The organism is uncultured Nocardioides sp. (assembly GCF_947488025.1).
Classification (GTDB): Bacteria; Actinomycetota; Actinomycetes; order Propionibacteriales; family Nocardioidaceae; genus Nocardioides.
The window spans coordinates 114,057-132,343 of record NZ_CANKYS010000001.1; the positions used below are offsets into that span (position 1 = coordinate 114,057).

At 71.1% G+C, this 18,287-nt stretch carries 17 protein-coding genes; 3 read left to right on the top strand and 14 right to left on the bottom strand.

The genetic code is table 11. The features are described from left to right. Position 1 precedes the first annotated feature (1 nt). The 11 genes from secA to Q1B24_RS00545 all read right to left on the bottom strand — a co-directional run bounded on the left by secA (position 2) and on the right by Q1B24_RS00545 (position 14,004). The gene (secA, locus tag Q1B24_RS00495; protein ID WP_299922043.1) at positions 2 to 2,842 is read right to left on the bottom strand and encodes a preprotein translocase subunit SecA; all 2,841 of its coding nucleotides are present in this window, start codon (positions 2,840 to 2,842) and stop codon (positions 2 to 4) included. A gap of 15 nt (positions 2,843 to 2,857) precedes the next feature. Continuing rightward, entirely contained in the window at positions 2,858 to 4,084 is a 1,227-nt protein-coding gene (locus tag Q1B24_RS00500; protein WP_299922045.1) for a crosslink repair DNA glycosylase YcaQ family protein, read from the bottom strand. Between the two features lie 2 nt (positions 4,085 to 4,086). Continuing rightward, positions 4,087 to 4,767: a response regulator transcription factor gene (locus Q1B24_RS00505; protein WP_299922047.1), complete on the bottom strand. Its 681-nt coding sequence runs from the start codon at positions 4,765 to 4,767 to the stop codon at positions 4,087 to 4,089. 55 nt (positions 4,768 to 4,822) lie between these two features. Continuing rightward, positions 4,823 to 5,437, bottom strand: coding sequence for a ribosome-associated translation inhibitor RaiA (gene raiA / locus Q1B24_RS00510; RefSeq protein ID WP_299922049.1), 615 nt, complete (start codon positions 5,435 to 5,437; stop codon positions 4,823 to 4,825). 435 nt (positions 5,438 to 5,872) lie between these two features. Continuing rightward, positions 5,873 to 6,577, bottom strand: a complete 705-nt coding sequence (locus Q1B24_RS00515) for a phosphoribosyltransferase family protein (RefSeq protein ID WP_299922051.1) — start codon at positions 6,575 to 6,577, stop codon at positions 5,873 to 5,875. 58 nt (positions 6,578 to 6,635) lie between these two features. Then, positions 6,636 to 8,390, bottom strand: a complete 1,755-nt coding sequence (locus tag Q1B24_RS00520; RefSeq protein WP_299922053.1) for a GerMN domain-containing protein — start codon at positions 8,388 to 8,390, stop codon at positions 6,636 to 6,638. After that, the gene (gene mtrB / locus Q1B24_RS00525) at positions 8,387 to 9,988 is read right to left on the bottom strand and encodes an MtrAB system histidine kinase MtrB (protein ID WP_299922055.1); all 1,602 of its coding nucleotides are present in this window, start codon (positions 9,986 to 9,988) and stop codon (positions 8,387 to 8,389) included. The genes Q1B24_RS00520 and mtrB overlap by 4 nt, the downstream gene beginning before the upstream one ends. A gap of 10 nt (positions 9,989 to 9,998) precedes the next feature. Further along, a complete protein-coding gene (mtrA, locus tag Q1B24_RS00530; protein ID WP_299922057.1) occupies positions 9,999 to 10,697 on the bottom strand; it encodes an MtrAB system response regulator MtrA in 699 nt (232 codons plus the stop codon). Between the two features lie 52 nt (positions 10,698 to 10,749). Then, positions 10,750 to 12,216: an adenosylhomocysteinase gene (ahcY, locus tag Q1B24_RS00535; protein WP_299922059.1), complete on the bottom strand. Its 1,467-nt coding sequence runs from the start codon at positions 12,214 to 12,216 to the stop codon at positions 10,750 to 10,752. Between the two features lie 92 nt (positions 12,217 to 12,308). Beyond that, on the bottom strand, positions 12,309 to 13,448 hold the full coding sequence (locus Q1B24_RS00540) for a DUF808 domain-containing protein (RefSeq protein WP_299922061.1): 1,140 nt from the start codon (positions 13,446 to 13,448) through the stop codon (positions 12,309 to 12,311). Between the two features lie 70 nt (positions 13,449 to 13,518). Continuing rightward, a complete protein-coding gene (locus tag Q1B24_RS00545; protein ID WP_299922062.1) occupies positions 13,519 to 14,004 on the bottom strand; it encodes a GNAT family N-acetyltransferase in 486 nt (161 codons plus the stop codon). Between the two features lie 302 nt (positions 14,005 to 14,306). Between Q1B24_RS00545 and Q1B24_RS00550 the strand changes: the two genes are divergently transcribed. The 3 genes from Q1B24_RS00550 (at position 14,307) to Q1B24_RS00560 (ending at position 16,190) form a co-directional block, all read left to right on the top strand. Beyond that, positions 14,307 to 15,293 (top strand): DUF222 domain-containing protein, encoded by a 987-nt coding sequence (locus tag Q1B24_RS00550; protein ID WP_299922063.1) that lies wholly within the window; start codon positions 14,307 to 14,309, stop codon positions 15,291 to 15,293. Next, on the top strand, positions 15,275 to 15,748 hold the full coding sequence (locus Q1B24_RS00555) for an HNH endonuclease signature motif containing protein (protein ID WP_299922064.1): 474 nt from the start codon (positions 15,275 to 15,277) through the stop codon (positions 15,746 to 15,748). The genes Q1B24_RS00550 and Q1B24_RS00555 overlap by 19 nt, the downstream gene beginning before the upstream one ends. 88 nt (positions 15,749 to 15,836) lie before the next feature. Further along, positions 15,837 to 16,190, top strand: coding sequence for an HIT domain-containing protein (locus Q1B24_RS00560; protein ID WP_299922066.1), 354 nt, complete (start codon positions 15,837 to 15,839; stop codon positions 16,188 to 16,190). Positions 16,191 to 16,648: 458 nt separating this feature from the next. Here the strand turns inward: Q1B24_RS00560 and Q1B24_RS00565 are convergent, their stop codons facing one another. From Q1B24_RS00565 to Q1B24_RS00575, 3 genes are read right to left on the bottom strand one after another with little or no spacing between them, the layout of a single operon-like run. Then, positions 16,649 to 17,680: an SIS domain-containing protein gene (locus Q1B24_RS00565; RefSeq protein WP_299922068.1), complete on the bottom strand. Its 1,032-nt coding sequence runs from the start codon at positions 17,678 to 17,680 to the stop codon at positions 16,649 to 16,651. Between the two features lie 35 nt (positions 17,681 to 17,715). Beyond that, positions 17,716 to 17,886 (bottom strand): Trm112 family protein, encoded by a 171-nt coding sequence (locus Q1B24_RS00570; protein WP_366916412.1) that lies wholly within the window; start codon positions 17,884 to 17,886, stop codon positions 17,716 to 17,718. A gap of 36 nt (positions 17,887 to 17,922) precedes the next feature. Beyond that, on the bottom strand, positions 17,923 to 18,285 hold the full coding sequence (locus Q1B24_RS00575; protein WP_299922072.1) for a DUF3499 domain-containing protein: 363 nt from the start codon (positions 18,283 to 18,285) through the stop codon (positions 17,923 to 17,925). Positions 18,286 to 18,287 lie beyond the last annotated feature (2 nt).

Genomic DNA, 18,287 nt, shown 5'->3' on the forward strand with positions numbered 1-18,287 from the left:
TTCAGCCGCCGGCGCGCGTGGTGTGGCCCGAGGCCCCGCCCGGGGCACCGTGGCAGCGCTTGAACTTCTGACCGGATCCGCACGGGCACAGCGAGTTGCGACCGATGCCGGCGAACTCGTCGTCCTCGGCCGACGGAGCCGGGTGGACCTCGGCCTCACCGTCCTCCGAGGGCGCGCTGTAGGACAGGTTCTGCGGGCGGTTGGGCTTGTCGAGGCCCTTGGCGCGGATCGTGGGCGCGTGGGACTGGGCCTGAGCGAAGTCGATCTGAGGCGTGGCGGCGGACACCTGCGGCGCGGCCTGCGGTGCAGCCGCGAGGACCGCCTCGCCGGACGTGCCGTCGTCCTCGTCCTCGACCTCCACCTGGAGGTTGAAGAGGAAGCCGACCGACTCCTCCTTGATGCCGTCCATCATCGCGGCGAACATGTCGAAGCCCTCGCGCTGGTACTCCACGAGCGGGTCGCGCTGGGCGTAGGCACGCAGGGAGATGCCCTCGCGGAGGTAGTCCATCTCGTAGAGGTGCTCGCGCCACTTGCGGTCGAGCACGGAGAGGATGACGCGACGCTCCAGCTCGCGCTGGACCTCCTCGCCGATCTCGTCCTCGCGACGGTCGTAGGCCTCCTGCACGTCCTTCTGCAGGTCCTCGATCAGCTTCTCGCGGTTGAGCCCCTCGACACCGCCGGCCTCCTTGACCAGGCCCTCCTTGGTCAGGCCGACCGGGTAGAGCTGGTTGAGGGCGGTGAACAGGCCGTCGAGGTCCCAGTCCTCGGCGTAGCCCTCGGTCGCACCGCGGACGTAGCCCGCGACCACGTCGTCGAGGAAGCCGCGGATCTGCTCGCCGAGGTCGGCACCCTCGAGCACCCGGCGGCGCTCGGCGTAGATGACCTCGCGCTGGCGGCTCATCACGTCGTCGTACTTGAGCACGTTCTTGCGCGACTCGAAGTTCTGCGACTCGATGTTGGCCTGGGCGCCGGCGATCGCGTTGCTGACGCGCTTGGCGTCGATCGGCACGTCGTCGGGCACCTTGAGGACGGTGAGGATCCGGTCGACCCACTCCGACTTGAACAGCCGCATCATCTCGTCCTGGAGCGACAGGTAGAACCGGGACTCACCCGGGTCGCCCTGACGGCCGGAACGACCGCGGAGCTGGTTGTCGATGCGGCGCGACTCGTGGCGCTCGGTGCCGACGACGTAGAGGCCGCCGAGCTCGCGGACCTCGTCGTGCTCGGCGGAGACCTGCGCCTTGATCCGCTCGACCATCGCGGGCCAGGCCGCGTCGTAGTCCTCCGGCGACTCGACCGGGTCAAGGCCCTGCTTGCGCAGCTCCTGGTCGGCGAGGAAGTCGACGGACCCGCCGAGCATGATGTCGGTGCCTCGACCGGCCATGTTGGTGGCGACGGTGACGGCGCCCTTGTGACCGGCGAGCGCGACGACCTTGGCCTCGTCGGCGTGCTGCTTGGCGTTGAGGACGGTGTGCGGGATGCCGCGCTTCTTGAGCAGGTTGGAGAGATACTCCGACTTCTCGACCGACACGGTGCCGATGAGGATCGGCTGGCCCTTGTCGTGGCGCTCGGCGATGTCGTCGGCGACGGCCTCGTACTTCGCCTCCTCGGTGCGGTAGACGAGGTCGACGTTGTCCTTGCGCTGCATCGGGCGGTTGGTCGGGATCGGGACCACGCCGAGCTTGTAGATCTTGTCGAACTCGGACGCCTCGGTCATGGCCGTACCGGTCATCCCGGAGAGCTTGTCGTAGAGGCGGAAGTAGTTCTGCAGGGTGATCGTGGCGAGGGTCTGGTACTCCTCGCGGACGGTCACGCCCTCCTTGGCCTCGATGGCCTGGTGCAGGCCGTCGTTGTAGCGACGACCGGCCAGGATGCGGCCGGTGTGCTCGTCGACGATGAGGACCTCGCCGTCCATGACGACGTACTCCTTGTCGTTGCGGAACAGCTCCTTGGCCTTGATGGAGTTGTTCAGGAACGAGATGAGCGGGGTGTTGACCGAGTCGTAGAGGTTGTCGATGCCGAGGTGGTCCTCGACCTTGGTGATGCCCGGCTCGAGCACCGAGATGGTGCGCTTCTTCTCGTCGACCTCGTAGTCGACGTCCTTGACGAGGGTGCGCGTGATCTTGGAGAACTCGGCGTACCACTTCACCTCGTCCTGGGTCGGTCCGCTGATGATGAGCGGGGTGCGGGCCTCATCGATGAGGATCGAGTCGACCTCGTCCACGATGGCGAAGTTGTGGCCGCGCTGGACGCACTCCGCGACCGAGTCCGCCATGTTGTCGCGGAGGTAGTCGAAGCCGAGCTCGTTGTTGGTGCCGTAGGTGATGTCGCAGGCGTAGGCCTCGCGGCGCTCGGCCGGGCGCATCGACGGGAGGATCACGCCGGTGGTCAGGCCGAGGAAGTGGTGCACGCGGCCCATCTGCTCGGACTGGAACTTGGCGAGGTAGTCGTTGACCGTGACGACGTGGACGCCCTTGCCCTCGAGGGCGTTGAGGTAGGACGGCAGCACCGCGACGAGGGTCTTGCCCTCACCGGTCTTCATCTCGGCGATGTTGCCGAGGTGGAGGGCGGCCGCACCCATCACCTGCACGTCGAAGGGGCGCATGCCGAGCACGCGCTTGCTCGCCTCGCGGACGGTGGCGAACGCCTCCGGCATGACGTCGTCGAGGGTCTCGCCGTTGGCGAGCCGCTCGCGGAACTCGTCGGTCATCCCGCGGAGCTCGTCGTCGGTCATCTTGACGAAGTCGTCCTCGATGGCGTTGACGGCCTTGGACACGGCTTCGAGCTCACGGAGGATCTTGCCCTCGCCGATGCGGAGCAGCTTGTCGATGATGGCAGGCACGAGTGGTAACTGTACCTACCTCGCCAACGCTGCTCCCAATGCGTGCGCCAGGTCACCCCGGCCTCCGACCACCACGTCGTCGAGCCCGAGCCAGCCCGCGAGCCGCCACAGCTCGGCGGCCAGCTCGTCGGCGGTCCCCGCCGGGGCACCCGGCTCCGCGAAGGCGCCCGGGACGAGCAGGCGCCCGGTGGCCCGGTCGGCCTTGAGGTCCACCCGCGCGACCAGCCGGTCACCGAGGAGGAACGGCAGGACGTAGTAGCCGTGCACGCGCTTGTCGGCCGGGACGTAGATCTCGATGCGGTAGAAGAACCCGAAGAGCGCCTCGGCCCGGGCGCGTTGCCACACCACCGGGTCGAACGGGCTGAGCAGGGTGCGGGCGGCCACGCGCCTCGGCACCCGGGCGTCGCGGTGCAGGTAGGTCGGCCGTCCCCAGCCCTGCACGGCCACGGGCACGAGCTCACCGGCCTCGACGAGCTCGTCGATCGCCACCTTCACGCTCGCCCTGCCGGGCGCGGGCTGCAGGCGCAGCCGGTAGTAGTCGGCGAGGCAGGCCCCGCTGGCGACGCCGTACGAGCGGGCCGCCCGGCGGACGAGCTCGGTGACCGCCTCCTGCGGCGTGGGCGTCGGCGCGGCGAGGACGTCGGCGGGAAGGACCCGCTCGGGCACGTCGTAGAGCACCTCGAACTGGCTGTTGCGCCCGGCGATGGCGGCCTCGCCCACGAGGTAGAGGTAGTCGAGGACCTTGCGGGCCTCCGACCAGTTCCAGCCCCAGTGCTCCTTCGTGCGCGGACCGGTGCTGAGCTCGTCCTCGAGGTCGCGCGCCGTGACCGGCCCGCGGTCGCGCACGGCGTCGAGCACCCGCGGCTCGAGCGTGGCGTCGGCGGTGAAGCCCCACTTGCCGCGATCGGCGCGGTAGGACTCCATCCGGTGCCGCATCAGCGGCCACAGCTCGACCGGCATCAGCGCCTGGACGTGCGCCCAGTACTCCACGAGCCGACGGGGCCGGCGCGCGGTGCCCTGCTGCGCGCGACGCAGCAGCTCCACGTCGTAGGGGCCCATCCGCGAGTAGAGCGGCATGAAGTGGGCACGCTGGAGCACGTTGACCGAGTCGACCTGCAGCAGCCCGGTGCGCGCGAGCGTGCGGTCGAGCGTCGCCATGGTGGGCGTGGCGTGGGTGCGGTCCGTGAATCCCTGGGCCGCCAGCGCGACACGGCGCGCCTGGAGCTGGGTCAGCTGGTCCAAGGTCAGGGCAGGTCGAGCAGCTTCTCGCGCATGGCGTACATGACGGCCTCCATGCGGGAGTGGAGCTGCAGCTTCTCCAGGATGTTGCGGACGTGGTTCTTGACGGTGTTCTCGGAGATGAAGAGCTCCTTGGCGACCTCACGGTTGTTGAGGCCCTTGGCCACCAGGCGCAGCACCTCGAGCTCGCGCTCGGTGAGGCGCAGGGCGGGGCCCTGCTCGCGCTCGGGCTTCGACATCTGCTTGAACTCGTCGATGAGCTTGACGGCCATCGACGGGCTGATCAGCGACTGGCCCTCGTTGACCACGCGGACCGCCTGGGCGACCTCCTCGATCGAAGAGTCCTTGAGCAGGTAGCCGGCGGCGCCGTTCTTGACCGACTCGTAGAGGTCGGCCTCCTCGTCGGAGACGGTGAGCATGATGATCTTGGTGGCCGGCACGGCCTCCTTGATCGCGCGGCACGCCTCGACACCGGTGCGGCGCGGCATCCGGACGTCGAGCAGGATCACGTCGGGCGCGGTGGTGATCGCCAGCTCGGTCGCGGTGATGCCGTCGGCGGCCTCGCCGACGACCTCGATGTCGATGTCACCGCCCAGCAGCATGATGAGGCCACGGCGGAAGAGCTCTTGGTCGTCGACGACCAGGACACGAACGGGTTCGTTCCCAGCGGATGTTGCCTCGGTCACGCGCGCATCATGTCATGCGCGCGTGACCGGTGGCAGGGGTCGCCTCGGTGTCGGTTCAGTCGACCTCGAGGGAGATGACTCCGTAGTCGTAGCCGCGCCGGCGGTAGACCACCGCCGGCCGCTCGCTCTCCTTGTCGACGTAGAGGTAGAAGTCGTGGCCGACGAGCTCCATCTCGTAGAGGGCCTGGTCGAGCGTCATCGGGACCGCGGCGTGGGACTTCTCCCGCACCACGAGCGGGCCGTCGCCGGTCACGGTGATCGGTCCGACCTTGCGCTCGACGACGTCGTCGTCCTCGGTGGCGGTGTCCTCGGGCTCCGGCAGGGCGGCGAGGGCCTCGGCCACCGAGAGGTGGTCGTTGCGGCCCTTGTGCACGCGGCGCCGGTCGGCGGCGCGGCGCATCTGGGACTGCATCTTGTCGAGGGCGAGATCGAGGGCGCCCATCTTGTCCTCGGCAGCGGCCTCCGCCCGGATCACCGGCCCCTTGGAGAAGGCGGTGAGCTCGACCTTGGTGGACCGGTCGTGCTGGCGGGGGTTCTTCTCGAGCTCGACCTCCACCTGGACGCGCATGATGCGGTGATCGTGCTTCTCCAGACGGGTGAGCTTCTCGGACACGTGCTCGCGGAACCGGTCGGACACCTCGCAGTGCCGTCCCGTGACCACAACCTCCATGTGAACCTCCTCAACTAGCGAACGGTCCGCACCCCTCCATTTCGCCGCGGCGGCACACCCGCCGGGGCAGGGTGGGATGGAGCCCGCCCGGCCGACCTGGTCTTCGACCCCACAACCGCCTGCTGAAGCGTTCGCAACTTCTCCGTCACTACTGGCCTTCTCCCGGCATCCGGCACATCTGGTGCCGGAGACGGGGCAGGACTTACTTCTAAGCCGCACCGTGATCGTCCGACGGACAGCACGCTGCAGGACAGCGCAGCGCCCGGGGACTTACGTGGACCGTTTCGCCTGCGACTGGCATCGGCTTGCCTCGGGTCTGGTCTGGCGCCGCACCTCACGGTGCTGCGCGCAGCCCTCTCCGTGACGCAACCACGGACCCGGGCGGACTCCATGACAAGACGCTAGCCCCTCCGCGGCCCCGGGCCAACCGCGGGGTCACCTGTCGGTCGGGGGGACCGATCCGCGCCGCCGTGTGGCGGCCACGGCAGCGACCGCGACAGGCGGCAGACCGACCGCCTCGAGCGCCCGCTGCGCCTCCCGCGCGGTCGACCCGGTGGTCAGCACGTCGTCGCAGACCACGACGTGGGCCTCCCGGAACCGGCGCCCGACGCGGGCGAGGGAGGTGGACGGGCAGCGCATCGACCCGGCCATGTTGGCGGCCCGGCCGCCGGCGTCGAGACCGGCCTGGTCAGCGGCTCCGCGCGACACGAGCAGCGGCACGACCACCGCGGGACGGTCCCTGCGCAGGCGCGAGGCGGCGACGCGGGTCAGCGCCGCCGTGGCCTCGTAGCCCCGCCGCCGCCCCGCGCCCGGTCGCGACGGCACCGGGACCAGCAGCAGGGGCACGCCCCGGTCGAGGTCAGCGGCGGCCCCGTGGACGGCCCGGGCGAGCAGGTCGCCGAGCACCCGCCGGTGCCCCCACTGGCCACGGTCCTTGTGGCCCACCACCAGCGCCCGCACCGCGCCGTCGTACGCCTCGACGACCCACGGGGTCACCAGCCCGTCGGGGACGGGTGTCGGCCAGGCCACGCGCGGGGTGCGGGAGAGGCAGCCGCGGCAGGTCGGGCACAGCATCCGGCCGGGCAGGTCGCACCCCACGCACCGGCTGCCGAGGAACAGGTCGAGGGCCTCGTCGAGCACGCGCCCATGCCAGCAGGAGGCGTCGTACGACGGCAACCGCCGGCACGCGGCCTGTGGATCAGCCGACGTAGGTGAGCGAGGTCAGGCCCGGCGCCAGGTCGGGCACCGCGCGCTCGGGCCGGGTCAGGCTGAAGACCGAACGACCCGCCACGGCGTAGACCTCGACGAGGTCGACGGGGGTGGACACGAGCGCGCGGATCCGCCCGCGCAGGCTCGTCGCACCGCCGGTGGAGATCTCACCCGGTGCCCCGTCGACTGAGACCGTGCGCACCTGCGCGAGGTCGTCGGTGATGATGTCGCGCAGCACCGACACGGTCGTGGGCGAGCGCCAGGCGACGTCGCGGATGCGAGCGGTGTCCTCGGCAGGCAACGAGAGGGGCTGCGGCCGGGTGAAGCCGATGACCGCTCCCGCGGCGTCGTGCCGGATCCGGACGGCGACGACCTGGTCGGTCGAGCCCCGGCGCACGACGGCCACCAGGCGGCTGCCGTCGCGCGAGACGATCAGCTCGCTCAGGCGCCGGCCGGTGAGGCCCGGCACCTCCAGCTCGCCGGCCACCCCGTCGACGACCTGGATCACCCGGGCCCGCCCACCGTTGCGGTCGAGCACCCAGATCCGGTCGCGGTAGTCCCAGTGCGGAGCGGCGAGGTCCACGGCGCCGACGACGACGGTCGCGACCTCTCCCGTCGCCGCCTCGGTGGGGGCGACCACCAGCTCGGTGCCCGCTGCGGTGACGCCGGCCACCCGGGCACCGGCGAGGTTGACGCCGATCGAGCGCAGGTCGACCGCCGAGTCCTCCTGGCCGAGCGGGCCGAGGGTGGGGGCGAGCTCCCCCAGCTGGCCGGCGACGACGCGGCCCCGGTCGAGGGCGAAGAGGTCGGTGCTGGCCGGTACGCCGTTGGGGTCGTAGGCGCTGCCGAACTGGAGGCTGACCTGGGGGGAACCGCTGGGGCCGACGATGGTCCGGCCGCCGATGCTGAGCTGCACGGCACCGATCCGCGGCTCCTGCCGCAGGGTCCACACCAGCTGGGCCAGCATCCGCTCCGTCGTCAGCTCGTCCACCGCGTCGGGGTCGCCGGACAGGGAGACCTCGGCGACGCCGGAGACGATCGGTACCGACAGGCCGTGGGTGGTGCCGGGTGGGAAGTAGCTATGGGCGACGTCCTGCAGGTCGGCCGAGGTGGTGGTGAGCAGCCCGCGCACCAAGGAGGAGGCGAGCTGCTCGCCGCGCGGCACGAACACCGGCTCGGGGATGAGCACCTCGGTCGTGGGGTCGAAGTAGTAGAGCGAGGCCCGCTCGTACCAGTCGTCGAACCACGACTCCGGGACGATGAGGGCGTCGGGCACCTCGTCGATGCGCCACTCGCCGTCCTCCTTGACCAGGCCGATCGACAAGCTGGCGCCGGAGCGGGTGCGCTGCCAGGCGCCGCGGGCGTCGTAGAGGTTGACATCGGTCAGCGGCACCCGGACCGACGTGCCGGCCGTGGCGTCGCCGAGCTCGGAGTAGGTGATGATCTGCTGCTCCGGGACCCACGCCTCGGCGGCCTCGCGGGACAGGAACTGGCGAGCCACGCGGGCGCTGACCGGGGTGGCCGTCATCGCCTCGAAGAAGCCGTCGACGATCTCGGAGGTCGCCTGGCCCTTCTGCGGGGGGCGCGGGTCGAACGAGATGCCGGGCACGTCCTCGGTGACGCCGGTGCCCTCCGACTCCTCGACCGGGCCGGACGTCGGCATCTGCACGCAGCCGGCGAGCAGGGACGCCGCCAGGACCGCACCCGCGGTGCGCAGCGCCCGCGCTGCCGACCGGCGGTTCACGCCGTCTCCCGGGCGTCGACCGGCACCAGGGGCAGCGGCGAGTGGCGCAGCTGGGTGCCGAGCTGGCGGGGCAGGGTCAGCCGGAACTGGGCGCCCTCACCGGGACGACCCCACGCCTGGAGCCACCCGCCGTGCAGGTGGGTGTCCTCCAGCGAGATGGACAGGCCGAGGCCGGTGCCGCCACTGGTGCGGGCGCGCGCCGGATCCGCGCGCCAGAACCGGTTGAAGACCATCGCCGACTCCCCCGGCCCGAGTCCCACGCCGTGGTCGCGCACCGCGATCGCGGCCGACTGGAGGTCGGCACCGACGAAGATCTCGACGTCGCGGCTCTCGGCGTGGTCGATGGCGTTGGTGACGAGGTTGCGCACGATCCGCTCCACGCGGCGTACGTCGGCCTCCGCGACGCACGGCGTACCGGGGTCGTGCAGCACCACGCGGGTGTCGCGCTGGGCGGCCAGCGCGGAGGTCATGTCGACGACGCGGCGTGCCACGTCGACGAGGTCCACGTCCTCGGTCTCGAGCACCGCGGCGCCGGCGTCGAAGCGGCTGATCTCGAGCAGGTCGGCCAGCAGCGTCTCGAAGCGGTCGAGCTCCTTCTGCAGCAGCTCGGCGGCGCGACCGGTCACCGGGTCGAGGAACGGCTTGGCGTCGTGGATGACGTCGCTGGCCATCCGTACGGTGGTGATCGGGGTGCGCAGCTCGTGGGAGACGTCGGAGACGAAGCGCCGCTGCAGCCGGCTGAGCTCCTCGAGCTGGCGGATCTGCTTCTGGAGGTTGGAGGCCATCTGGTTGAACGACGTGGCCAGGCGCGCGAGGTCGTCCTCGCCGGTCACCCGGAGCCGCTCCTGCAGCTGCCCGGCGGCGAGGCGCTCGGCGACACGACGAGCCATCCGGATCGGGGTCACCACCTGCCTGGTCACCAGCCAGGTGAGGCCGGCCACGAGCAGCAGCAGCGGCACCCCGGCGATGAGCATCGCGCGCGAGACCAGGGCGAGCGTCTCCTGCTGCTCGGCCAGCGGGTAGAGGTAGTAGAGGGTGTAGGTGTTGTCGTCGGCAGGCAGCCGGACCTGGCTGCCGACCACGATGCCGGGCCCCTCGGGCAGTCCCTGGATCGGTCGGGTGGTCTGGATGTCGGTGTAGGTCCACGCCGTCGGTGAGAGCGAGTCGAAGCGCGCCTCCATCGACTCCGGCACGCTGGAGAGGTCGAGGCCCTCGGTGAACTTCGCACCACCGTCGGCCAGGCGCAGCCCCTCGCCGATCGGCGGGGACAGCACGACCGCGAAGCCGGCCGTCGCCCCGCGCGCCTGGAGAGGCTCGACGAGGGCCTGCTGCTGGGCCGACTCGTCGACATCGACGCCGAACGCGGCGGCCAGTGCCGCGCGGGCCGCCTCGGTCTCGCTCTCGGCCTCCTGCACGACGGCCTCGACCCGGTGGTCGAGCAACCCCTCGCGGGTCTGCTGGATGAGGAACCAGCCCACGATGCCGACGACGGCTGCGGAGAGCAGGACCGTGCTCACCACGACGCGTGCCTGCACCGAGCGCCGCCAGAAGGCGGGCCCGTGCCAGAGCACCGGTGGGAGCCGGTCGCGGATGCTCACCCGTGGGCCCCTAGGACTTGCCGGCCTTGTAGCCCACGCCGCGCACCGTCACCACGACCTCCGGGTTCTCCGGGTCGTGCTCCACCTTGGAGCGCAGGCGCTGGACATGGACGTTGACCAGCCGGGTGTCGGCGCTGTGCCGGTAGCCCCACACCTGCTCGAGCAGCACCTCGCGGGTGAAGACCTGCCACGGCTTGCGGGCCAGGCAGACGAGCAGGTCGAACTCGAGCGGGGTCAGGTTGATCGGCTGGTCGCCGCGCGTGACGGAGTGGCCGGCGACGTCGATCGACACGTCGCCGATGGTCAGGCCCTCGTCGGGCGTGACGTCATTGCGGCGTACGCGCGCGCGGACGCGGGCGATGAGCTCCTTGGGCTTGAACGGCTTGACGATGTAGTCGTCGGCACCGGACTCGAGGCCGACGACCACGTCGACGGTGTCGCCCTTGGCGGTGAGCATCACGATCGGCACGCCGGACTCGGCGCGGATCTCCTTGCAGACGTCGATGCCGTCCTTGCCGGGGAGCATCAGGTCGAGCAGGACCAGGTCGGGCCGGTAGTCACGGAACGCGTCGAGGGCGACGTCACCGCGGCCCACGATGCGGCTGTCGAACCCCTCCTGGCGAAGCACGATGGAGAGCATCTCCGCCAAGGAGGCGTCGTCGTCGACGACGAGCACGCTTCCGCGTGCGGGTTCGGCGAGGTCGGTCATGGCGCCAGTCTATTGGGGCGCCATGACGACCTCAGCCGAACGCCGGTGCCGCTCAGTAGCGGTAGTGGTCGGACTTGAACGGGCCCTCGACCGGGACGCCGAGGTAGGCGGCCTGCTCCTTGGTCAGCTCGGTCAGCTCGACACCGAGGGCGTCGAGGTGCAGCCGGGCGACCTCCTCGTCCAGGTGCTTGGGCAGCACGTGCACGCCGAGCTCGTAGTCGTCGGCCTTCGCGAAGAGCTCGATCTGCGCCAGCACCTGGTTGGTGAAGGAGTTGGACATCACGAACGACGGGTGGCCGGTGGCGTTGCCCAGGTTGAGCAGGCGGCCCTCGGACAGCACGATGACCTTCTTGCCGGGCTTGCCGTCCTCGGACGGGAAGATCCACTGGTGGACCTGCGGCTTGATCTCGTCCTTGACGATGCCGGGGATCCTGGCCAGGCCGGCCATGTTGATCTCGTTGTCGAAGTGGCCGATGTTGCCGACGATCGCCTGGTGCTTCATCTTGTGGAAGTGCTCGACCGTGATGATGTCGAAGTTGCCGGTCGTGGTGATGAAGATGTCGGCGGTCTCGACGACCGACTCGAGGCGCTTGACCTCGTAGCCGTCCATCGCGGCCTGGAGCGCGCAGATCGGGTCGATCTCGGTGACGATGACGCGGGCGCCCTGGCCGCGCAGGGACTCCGCGGAACCCTTGCCGACGTCGCCGTAGCCGCAGACGACCGCGACCTTGCCGCCGATCATCACGTCGGTGGCGCGGTTGATGCCGTCGACGAGCGAGTGGCGGCAGCCGTACTTGTTGTCGAACTTGGACTTGGTGACCGAGTCGTTGACGTTGATCGCCGGGAAGAGGAGCGTGCCCTCCTTGAAGCGCTCGTAGAGGCGCAGCACACCGGTGGTGGTCTCCTCGGAGACGCCCTTGACGAGCGGCGCGCGCCTGGTCCAGCGCTGCGGGTCGGACTCGAGCGAGCGGGCCAGGACGCGCAGCACCTCCTTGAACTCCTCGTTGTCGGTGGAGTCCTGAGAGGGGACGGCGCCGGCCTTCTCGTACTCGACGCCGAGGTGCAGCAGCATCGTGATGTCGCCGCCGTCGTCGAGCAGCATGTTGGGGCCGCCCACCTCGCCGTCCGTGGCCGGGAAGTCGAAGACCTTCTCGGCCTCGTCCCAGTACTCGGCGAGGCTCTCGCCCTTCCACGCGAAGACCGGGACGCCCTGCGGGTCCTCGGGCGTGCCGCCCTTCGACGGGGGGCCGACGACGACCGCGGCGGCGGCGTGGTCCTGGGTGGAGAAGATGTTGCAGGTGGCCCAGCGGATGTCAGCGCCGAGGGCCGCGAGCGTCTCGATCAGCACGGCGGTCTGGATCGTCATGTGCAGCGAGCCGGCGATGCGCGCGCCCTTGAGCGGCTGCTCCTTGCCGTAGCGCTCGCGCATGGCCATCAGGCCCGGCATCTCGTGCTCGGCGAGCTCGATCTCCTTGCGGCCGTAGGCAGCGAGGTTGAGGTCGGCGACGTTGAAGTCCATCGGTTGTCTCCTGGAGTGGTGGAGCCGTCTGCGCCGCACATCTGTGCGTCGTCGGGATCTCCCGCGCGGACCAGAAGAGGGTAGGACGGCCCTCAGCGATTCGGGGAATCCTCGGCAGGCGGGTCGACACGGCCAGTGGCGTGGTCGTCAGCGTGCTCGTCGGGCTGCTTGTCGGGGTGCTCGTCCTCCTGCTCGTCGCCCTGCTCGTCGCCGTGGCCTGAGCCTTGCCCGCCACCGATCCCGAAGGCGTGCAGGAGGACCAGGACGATCCCACCGACCACCAGGCCGACCAGGCCCGACAGGACCGTGTTGAGGAGCCAGCCGAGGAGGGAGCCGAGGGCCCCGCCCACGGCGTCGTTCACCTCTTCCTCCCAGTGGTGGATGAGGTCGTACGGCGCGTGCAGCACGTCACCGACCGTCGTACCCTCCAGCAGCCCGTCGGGGCCGCCGATCTCGTAGAGGCTGACCAGGAAGATGTGGCCGCCGACCCACAGCATGGCGAGCGTGCCGATCAACGAGATCGCGGTGAGCAGGCGCGGCATCGCCGAGACCAGCGCGAGTCCGACCCGCTGGGACGCCTTCGAGGGCTTCTCCGCCAGGTGGAGACCGACGTCGTCCATCTTCACGATCAGTGCGACGACGCCGTAGACGAGGACCGTGATCAGCACGGCGACCGCGGCCAGGACGATCGCACGCATCCAGATGCTGGCGTCGGGGTCGGACCCGACCACCTCCTTGAGCGCGATCACCATGATCTCGGCGCTGAGGATGAAGTCGGTGCGGATGGCCCCGGCAACCGTCTTCGCCTCGTGCTCGGGGCTCAGCTCACCGGAGCTGGTGAGCTGGTCCTCCGCCTCCTCGGACACCGGCTCGTGGCCGCGGACCTTCTCCCAGACCTTGTGTGCTCCTTCGTAGGCGAGGAAACCACCGCCGAAGATGAGGATCACCGGCAGCAGCTGCGGGAGGAACTGCCCCAGCAGCACGGCGGCGGGCAGGATGAAGAGGAGCTTGTTGCGGAGCGACCCGATCGCGATCTTCCTGATGATCGGCAGCTCGCGGGCGGCGGGCGACCCGTGCAGGTACTGCGGGGTCACGGCAGTGTCGTCGACCACCACGCCCGCGGCCTTCATGCTGGCCCGACCTGCGGCAGCGCCGACGTCGTCCACGCTGGCTGCTGCGATGCGCGCGAGCGCGGCGACGTCGTCGAGGAGGGCGAACAGTCCGCCGGCCATGGTGATCCTTCGGGGCAGTGGGTGTGGTGACGCGCGGTGCGTCGTGCGGTGGGTCGTGCCGTCCCGCAGCCTATCGGCGGACTGCGCGCAGCTCGTAGGTGAGGAGCTCGGCGTGGGGTGGCATCGGGCCGCGGCTCCGCTCGCCGGTGTCGGTCCACCCGAGCTTCTCCCAGAAGGCGCGACCGCGCGGGTTCGCCGCGTAGACCCGGAGGAACGGACGCGTGGCGCCGGCGCTCCGCATCACCTCGAGGAGCTCGTCGTGGGCGGACCTCGCCAGGCCGCTCCCCCACTCCCCCACCGACACCCCGAAGTGCTTCACCTCGTCGCCGGCCACCGCGGCGAACCCGGCGACCTCGTGTCCGCGCAGGATCACGAAGCACTCGATGCCGGGGTCTGCGATCTCCTCGCGCCACCGGTCCGCGAGCACCTCGCGGGGGAAGGGGTGGCGGTCCTGCGGGAACACCTCGGCGAGCCCGGCGATCGACGCGGGCTCCTGGACGGCCATCACGGCAGGGACGTCCGCGACGCGCATCTCGCGGAGCACGGGCGGTGGCATGCCTGGACAGTAGCCTCGGCCGATGGTCCCGCCCTCCTCGCGGTGCGCGAGGTCGACACACTGCTCGTGACGGGCACCCTTCACGTCGTCCACGGCTCCTACGGCGACGTACGCCCTACCGACGGGGTGCTCGCCCTGATGGCCGCTGGGAAGGGCTGACGCCTCCGGAGCCCTGCCGCCCCCGCTGGTCGAGGAGGGACGAAGTCCCGTCACGAGACCCCGGATCCTCCTGCCGGTCGCGTCGTCCACAGGCTCCTGTCGCGCAGGTGCGAGTGTCGGACCCCGCGTCTACAATCGAACACATGAGCGAAGCGCTGGCGGACCGGGTGGCAGGTGGGGTGGACGACCTCACCGCCTCCGGCCTGCTCGCTTCGATCCGCTCGGCGCGGTCGGCCGAGAACCAGGCCGCAGCCGACCAGCTGATCCTTGCCGCGCAGTGGGCGGAGCTGCATCCGCCGGAGTCGATCCACGACGCCGCCACCTTCTCCGTACCGTCTGCCGGTCAGGAGCACGAGGAGCCCATCGCCGGTGAGGGGTGCCCGTTGGTGGCGGAGTTCTGCATCGCGGAGCTCGGCGGCGTCCTCGGAGTCTCCACGACCGCGGCGAAGAAGCTGATCGGGCAGGCCCTCGAGCTGCGGCACCGGCTGCCGCGGTTGTGGGCACAGGTCCACGCCGGCCGGGTGCCGGCGTGGAAGGCCCGCGCGGTCGCGGAGACCACCATCCACTCCTCCCCGTCGCTGACGAAGGAGGCGGCCGGGTTCGTCGACGCGCAGGTCGCTGCGGTGGCCGGAAAGGTCGGCCCCGCGCAGCTCGACCGCCTCGTCGCGGAGGCGATCAAGCGGTTCGACCTCGCCACCCCCGACCCGGCCACCGACCCCGAGGACGGCTGGCTGCACGTCGACCCGCGCCACGTCACCATCGACACTCAAGAGGTCCACTTCGCCGGCACCATGCGCCTCGAGGCCGAGATCGACATGGCCGATGCGATCGACCTCGACCGGGTCCTGGCCCGTGGGCCGCGACCCAGGCCGCCCTCGGGTCGACCGAGTCGCTCAACGTGCGTCGCGCGAAGGCCCTCGGCGACCTCGCCCGCACCCAGACCGCCCTCGACCTCCACACCACAGGCACAGGCACTACCGCGAGGAGCGAGGACGCCGACGGGCTCCCCGTCGCACGCGAAGTCGTCCTCCACGCCCACCTCGACGCCAGCCTGGCCGGTGACACCACCGTCTTCGGGCCCACCGGCCGGCTCGAAGAACGCCAGCGGCTCGTGCTGCTCGACCAGGTAAGAGCCTGGTGCTCCGACTCCCGGACCAAGGTCACCATCAAGCCGGTCATCGACCTCAACACCCAGCTGGCCACCGACGCCTACGCAGTGCCCGACCGGATCCGCGAGCAGGTCGTCCTCCGAGACAAGACCTGCGTGTTCCCGTGGTGCACCCGACCCGCACGCAGGTGCGACGTCGACCACGTCATCCCCCACGACCCCGACGCCGAAGCCGAGGGCAGACCCCAGCCCGGGCCCACACAGACCGACAACCTCGCCGCCCTGTGCCGGTTCCACCACCGGCTCAAGACACATTCCGCCTGGCGTTACGAGATGGTCGCACCCGGCATCTACGAGTGGACGTCCCCGCACGGCTACCGCTACCGCCGCGACCGGGACGGCACCACCGCGATCGACGACGCCCGACCACCAGATCGACCGGACGTCGTGCGCATTCCGCGACCCCGCCGACGATGACCCCGCCCCGCACCCCGCCACCCACCAGGTGACGGGGCCACAGGCGCGTCCCGGTCGGCGCGCGTCCCGCTCTGGAAGGGTGACGGTCATGTCCACCGAGCCGAGCTACCAGGGCACCGACTTCTACTGCGACGTGGCGATCCCCCGAGCCGTCCCGCTGGACGTCGTGCACGAGGACGACCGGGTGCTCGCCTACCACCACACCCGGCCGTTCTGGCAGGTCCACGTCGTGGCCGTGCCGAAGCGGCACATCGCGTCGCTCACTGCCGTCGGCCCAGCCGACGAGGCCGACGTCCGAGCACTCCTCGTCGTCGTCCAGCGGCTCGCGCACGAGGTCGAGCAGGCGCACGGCGCGGCCGCGGTGCTGACCAACCTCGGCACCTACCAGGACTCCAAGCACCTCCACGTCCACGTGCACTCCGGTCCGCAGGTGCGCGCCTGAGGCGATGTCGCCCCCGACGGGCACACTCGAGGCATGGACGCAGCCGCACTCCTCACCCGCCTCGTCGACATCATCGACGCCCACGACTGGGGGGCGCTGCCCGGCGTGCTGCACCCCGACTTCACCTGTCGCCTCGTGCACACGGTCGAGGTGTTCGACCGCGACGGCTGGGTCCGGTTCAACGCCGACTACCCCGGCTTCGAGCGCATGAACGCCGAGGACCTGATGGCTGACGGAGAGCGCGGGGTGCTGCGGGCGCGGGTCACCGGCCCGGGGCGGCGCGGGAGAGGAGCTGGAGTTCGCCGTGGCCAGCTTCGCGACCGTCCGCGACGGCCTCCTCGCCGAGCTCGTCGAGGTCTGGGCCGACGTCGACACGCAGCCACCGGCCGGCACCCGGCCGGAGTAGAGCCGGCCGACCCAGCCGGGGGTGTTCCTGAGGACGACGGGACCCGCGTCACCTACTCCTCGACGAGCCCGACGCGAAGGTACTCGGTGGCATAGGTGCCGGTCAGCAGCAGCGACGCGTAGCGCGCGACCTCGGCGTCGGCGTCGGTCTCGAGGACCTCCACCCGTACGCCGTGGCGCGCGGCGGCGGCCTTCAGCGCGCCCGTCCGCTCGCGCACGACCGGGTCGTCGGAGTGGTCGTCGAGGATGAGCAGCAGCGGTCGGAGGTCACCGGGCTCGTCGGCGAACGGGTCGGCGAAGAGGTCGTGGGGCCGGGTGGCCTCGATGACCGGGAGCAGGTGCTCGGCGTCGCCCGCGATCGCCGAGCGGCCACTCGTACGTCGCAGTGACTCGGCCAGCCTGCGGGCCGCCCGGGCGGCCAGGACGGAGCCACCCCAGACGAGCGGGTTGGTGTCGGCCATCGCGATCGCCAGCATCTTGGCGGGGTTGACGGCGAGGTCGCGGTGGGGCGAGCAGTCCTCGGCGACCCGGTCGAGCGACGCGGCGACCGACTCGGCGTCGGCCTGCGGGCCGAGGTGGACGTGGGCGAGGTAGTCGAGCACGACGACGGCCGTCGCGAGCTGGTCACCCGTCACCGTCGGCAGCACCGTCACGTGCCGCCCCGCGGCGTGCTCGCCGACGAGCGAGCGCTCGGGACACGCGACCACCACCTGCGCTCCGCGGCGTACGGCCTCGGCGACGGCGGACGCCGACTCGTGGTCGTTGCCCTCGGGCGCCAGCATGACGACGAGGTCGAGCGACCCCGCCCAGCCGGGGAGCCCGGGGTTGGGCCACGCCACGAACGGCACCGGGCACCACGGCTCCAGGACGGCGCGGAGCAGGCGCGAGTCGGGTCCCGCGGCGATCACTGCTCGCGGACGGGCCTCGTCACGACCGCGCGCGATGGCCTCGGCGGTCGCGGCGGCCGCCTCGTTGGCCTCCCGGCGCACCCGGGCACCGCTCTCGGCGAGCGTGCGCAGCCGGAGGTCGATCGTCTCCAGCACCCCGGCGTCGTCCATCCGGGCCTCGTCGAACCAGGTGGCCACGGCCAGCTCCTCAGTCTCGTCGGGCGGGAGTCTCGTCAGGCGGGCTTGCGGGCCTCGTCGACCAGCAGCACCGGGATGTCGTCGCGGACCGGGTAGGCGTTGCCGCACCCCTGGCACACGAGCTCCTCGGCACCGCCGGACGCCGCGGGCGACAGCTCGCCGTGGCAGGCCGGGCAGACGATGATGCTCAGCAGCTGCTGGTCGATGTTCACGCCGATGATCCTAGGGGGTGCCGGGCACCGTCAGTCAGTGGGCGTGAGGACCCGCAGGTGGCCGCGCTTGGCCCCACGGGTCGCGTCGTCGGTGGAGTGCAGCGGCACCGGCGTCGGGGCAGGGCGGGCCGCCTCGCGGACCGCGTCGGCCAGCGCCAGCAGGTCGTCGCTGCTCGGGCCCTGCGCCTTCGGGTCCGGAGCCAGCCGGAGGACCTCCCAGCCGCGGGGGGCCGACAACCGCTCGCTGTGCACCTCGCAGAGGTCGTAGGCGTGCGGCTCGGCGTACGTCGCCAACGGACCCAGGACAGCGGTCTGGTCGGCGTAGACGTAGGTCAGCGTGTTGACCGCAGGACGGCCACACGCCGTCCGCGAACAACGACGGGCAAGGCTCACGG

Bases quoted from the DNA above. Each gene is read 5' to 3' on its own strand.
- raiA (WP_299922049.1), bottom strand. From the start codon at position 5,437: ATGGAGGTTGTGGTCACGGGACGGCACTGCGAGGTGTCCGACCGGTTC.
- mtrA (WP_299922057.1), bottom strand. From the start codon at position 10,697: ATGACCGACCTCGCCGAACCCGCACGCGGAAGCGTGCTCGTCGTCGAC.
- ahcY (WP_299922059.1), bottom strand. From the start codon at position 12,216: ATGGACTTCAACGTCGCCGACCTCAACCTCGCTGCCTACGGCCGCAAG.
- Q1B24_RS00540 (WP_299922061.1), bottom strand. From the start codon at position 13,448: ATGGCCGGCGGACTGTTCGCCCTCCTCGACGACGTCGCCGCGCTCGCG.
- Q1B24_RS00545 (WP_299922062.1), bottom strand. From the start codon at position 14,004: ATGCCACCGCCCGTGCTCCGCGAGATGCGCGTCGCGGACGTCCCTGCC.
- Q1B24_RS00550 (WP_299922063.1), top strand. From the start codon at position 14,307: ATGAGCGAAGCGCTGGCGGACCGGGTGGCAGGTGGGGTGGACGACCTC.
- Q1B24_RS00560 (WP_299922066.1), top strand. From the start codon at position 15,837: ATGTCCACCGAGCCGAGCTACCAGGGCACCGACTTCTACTGCGACGTG.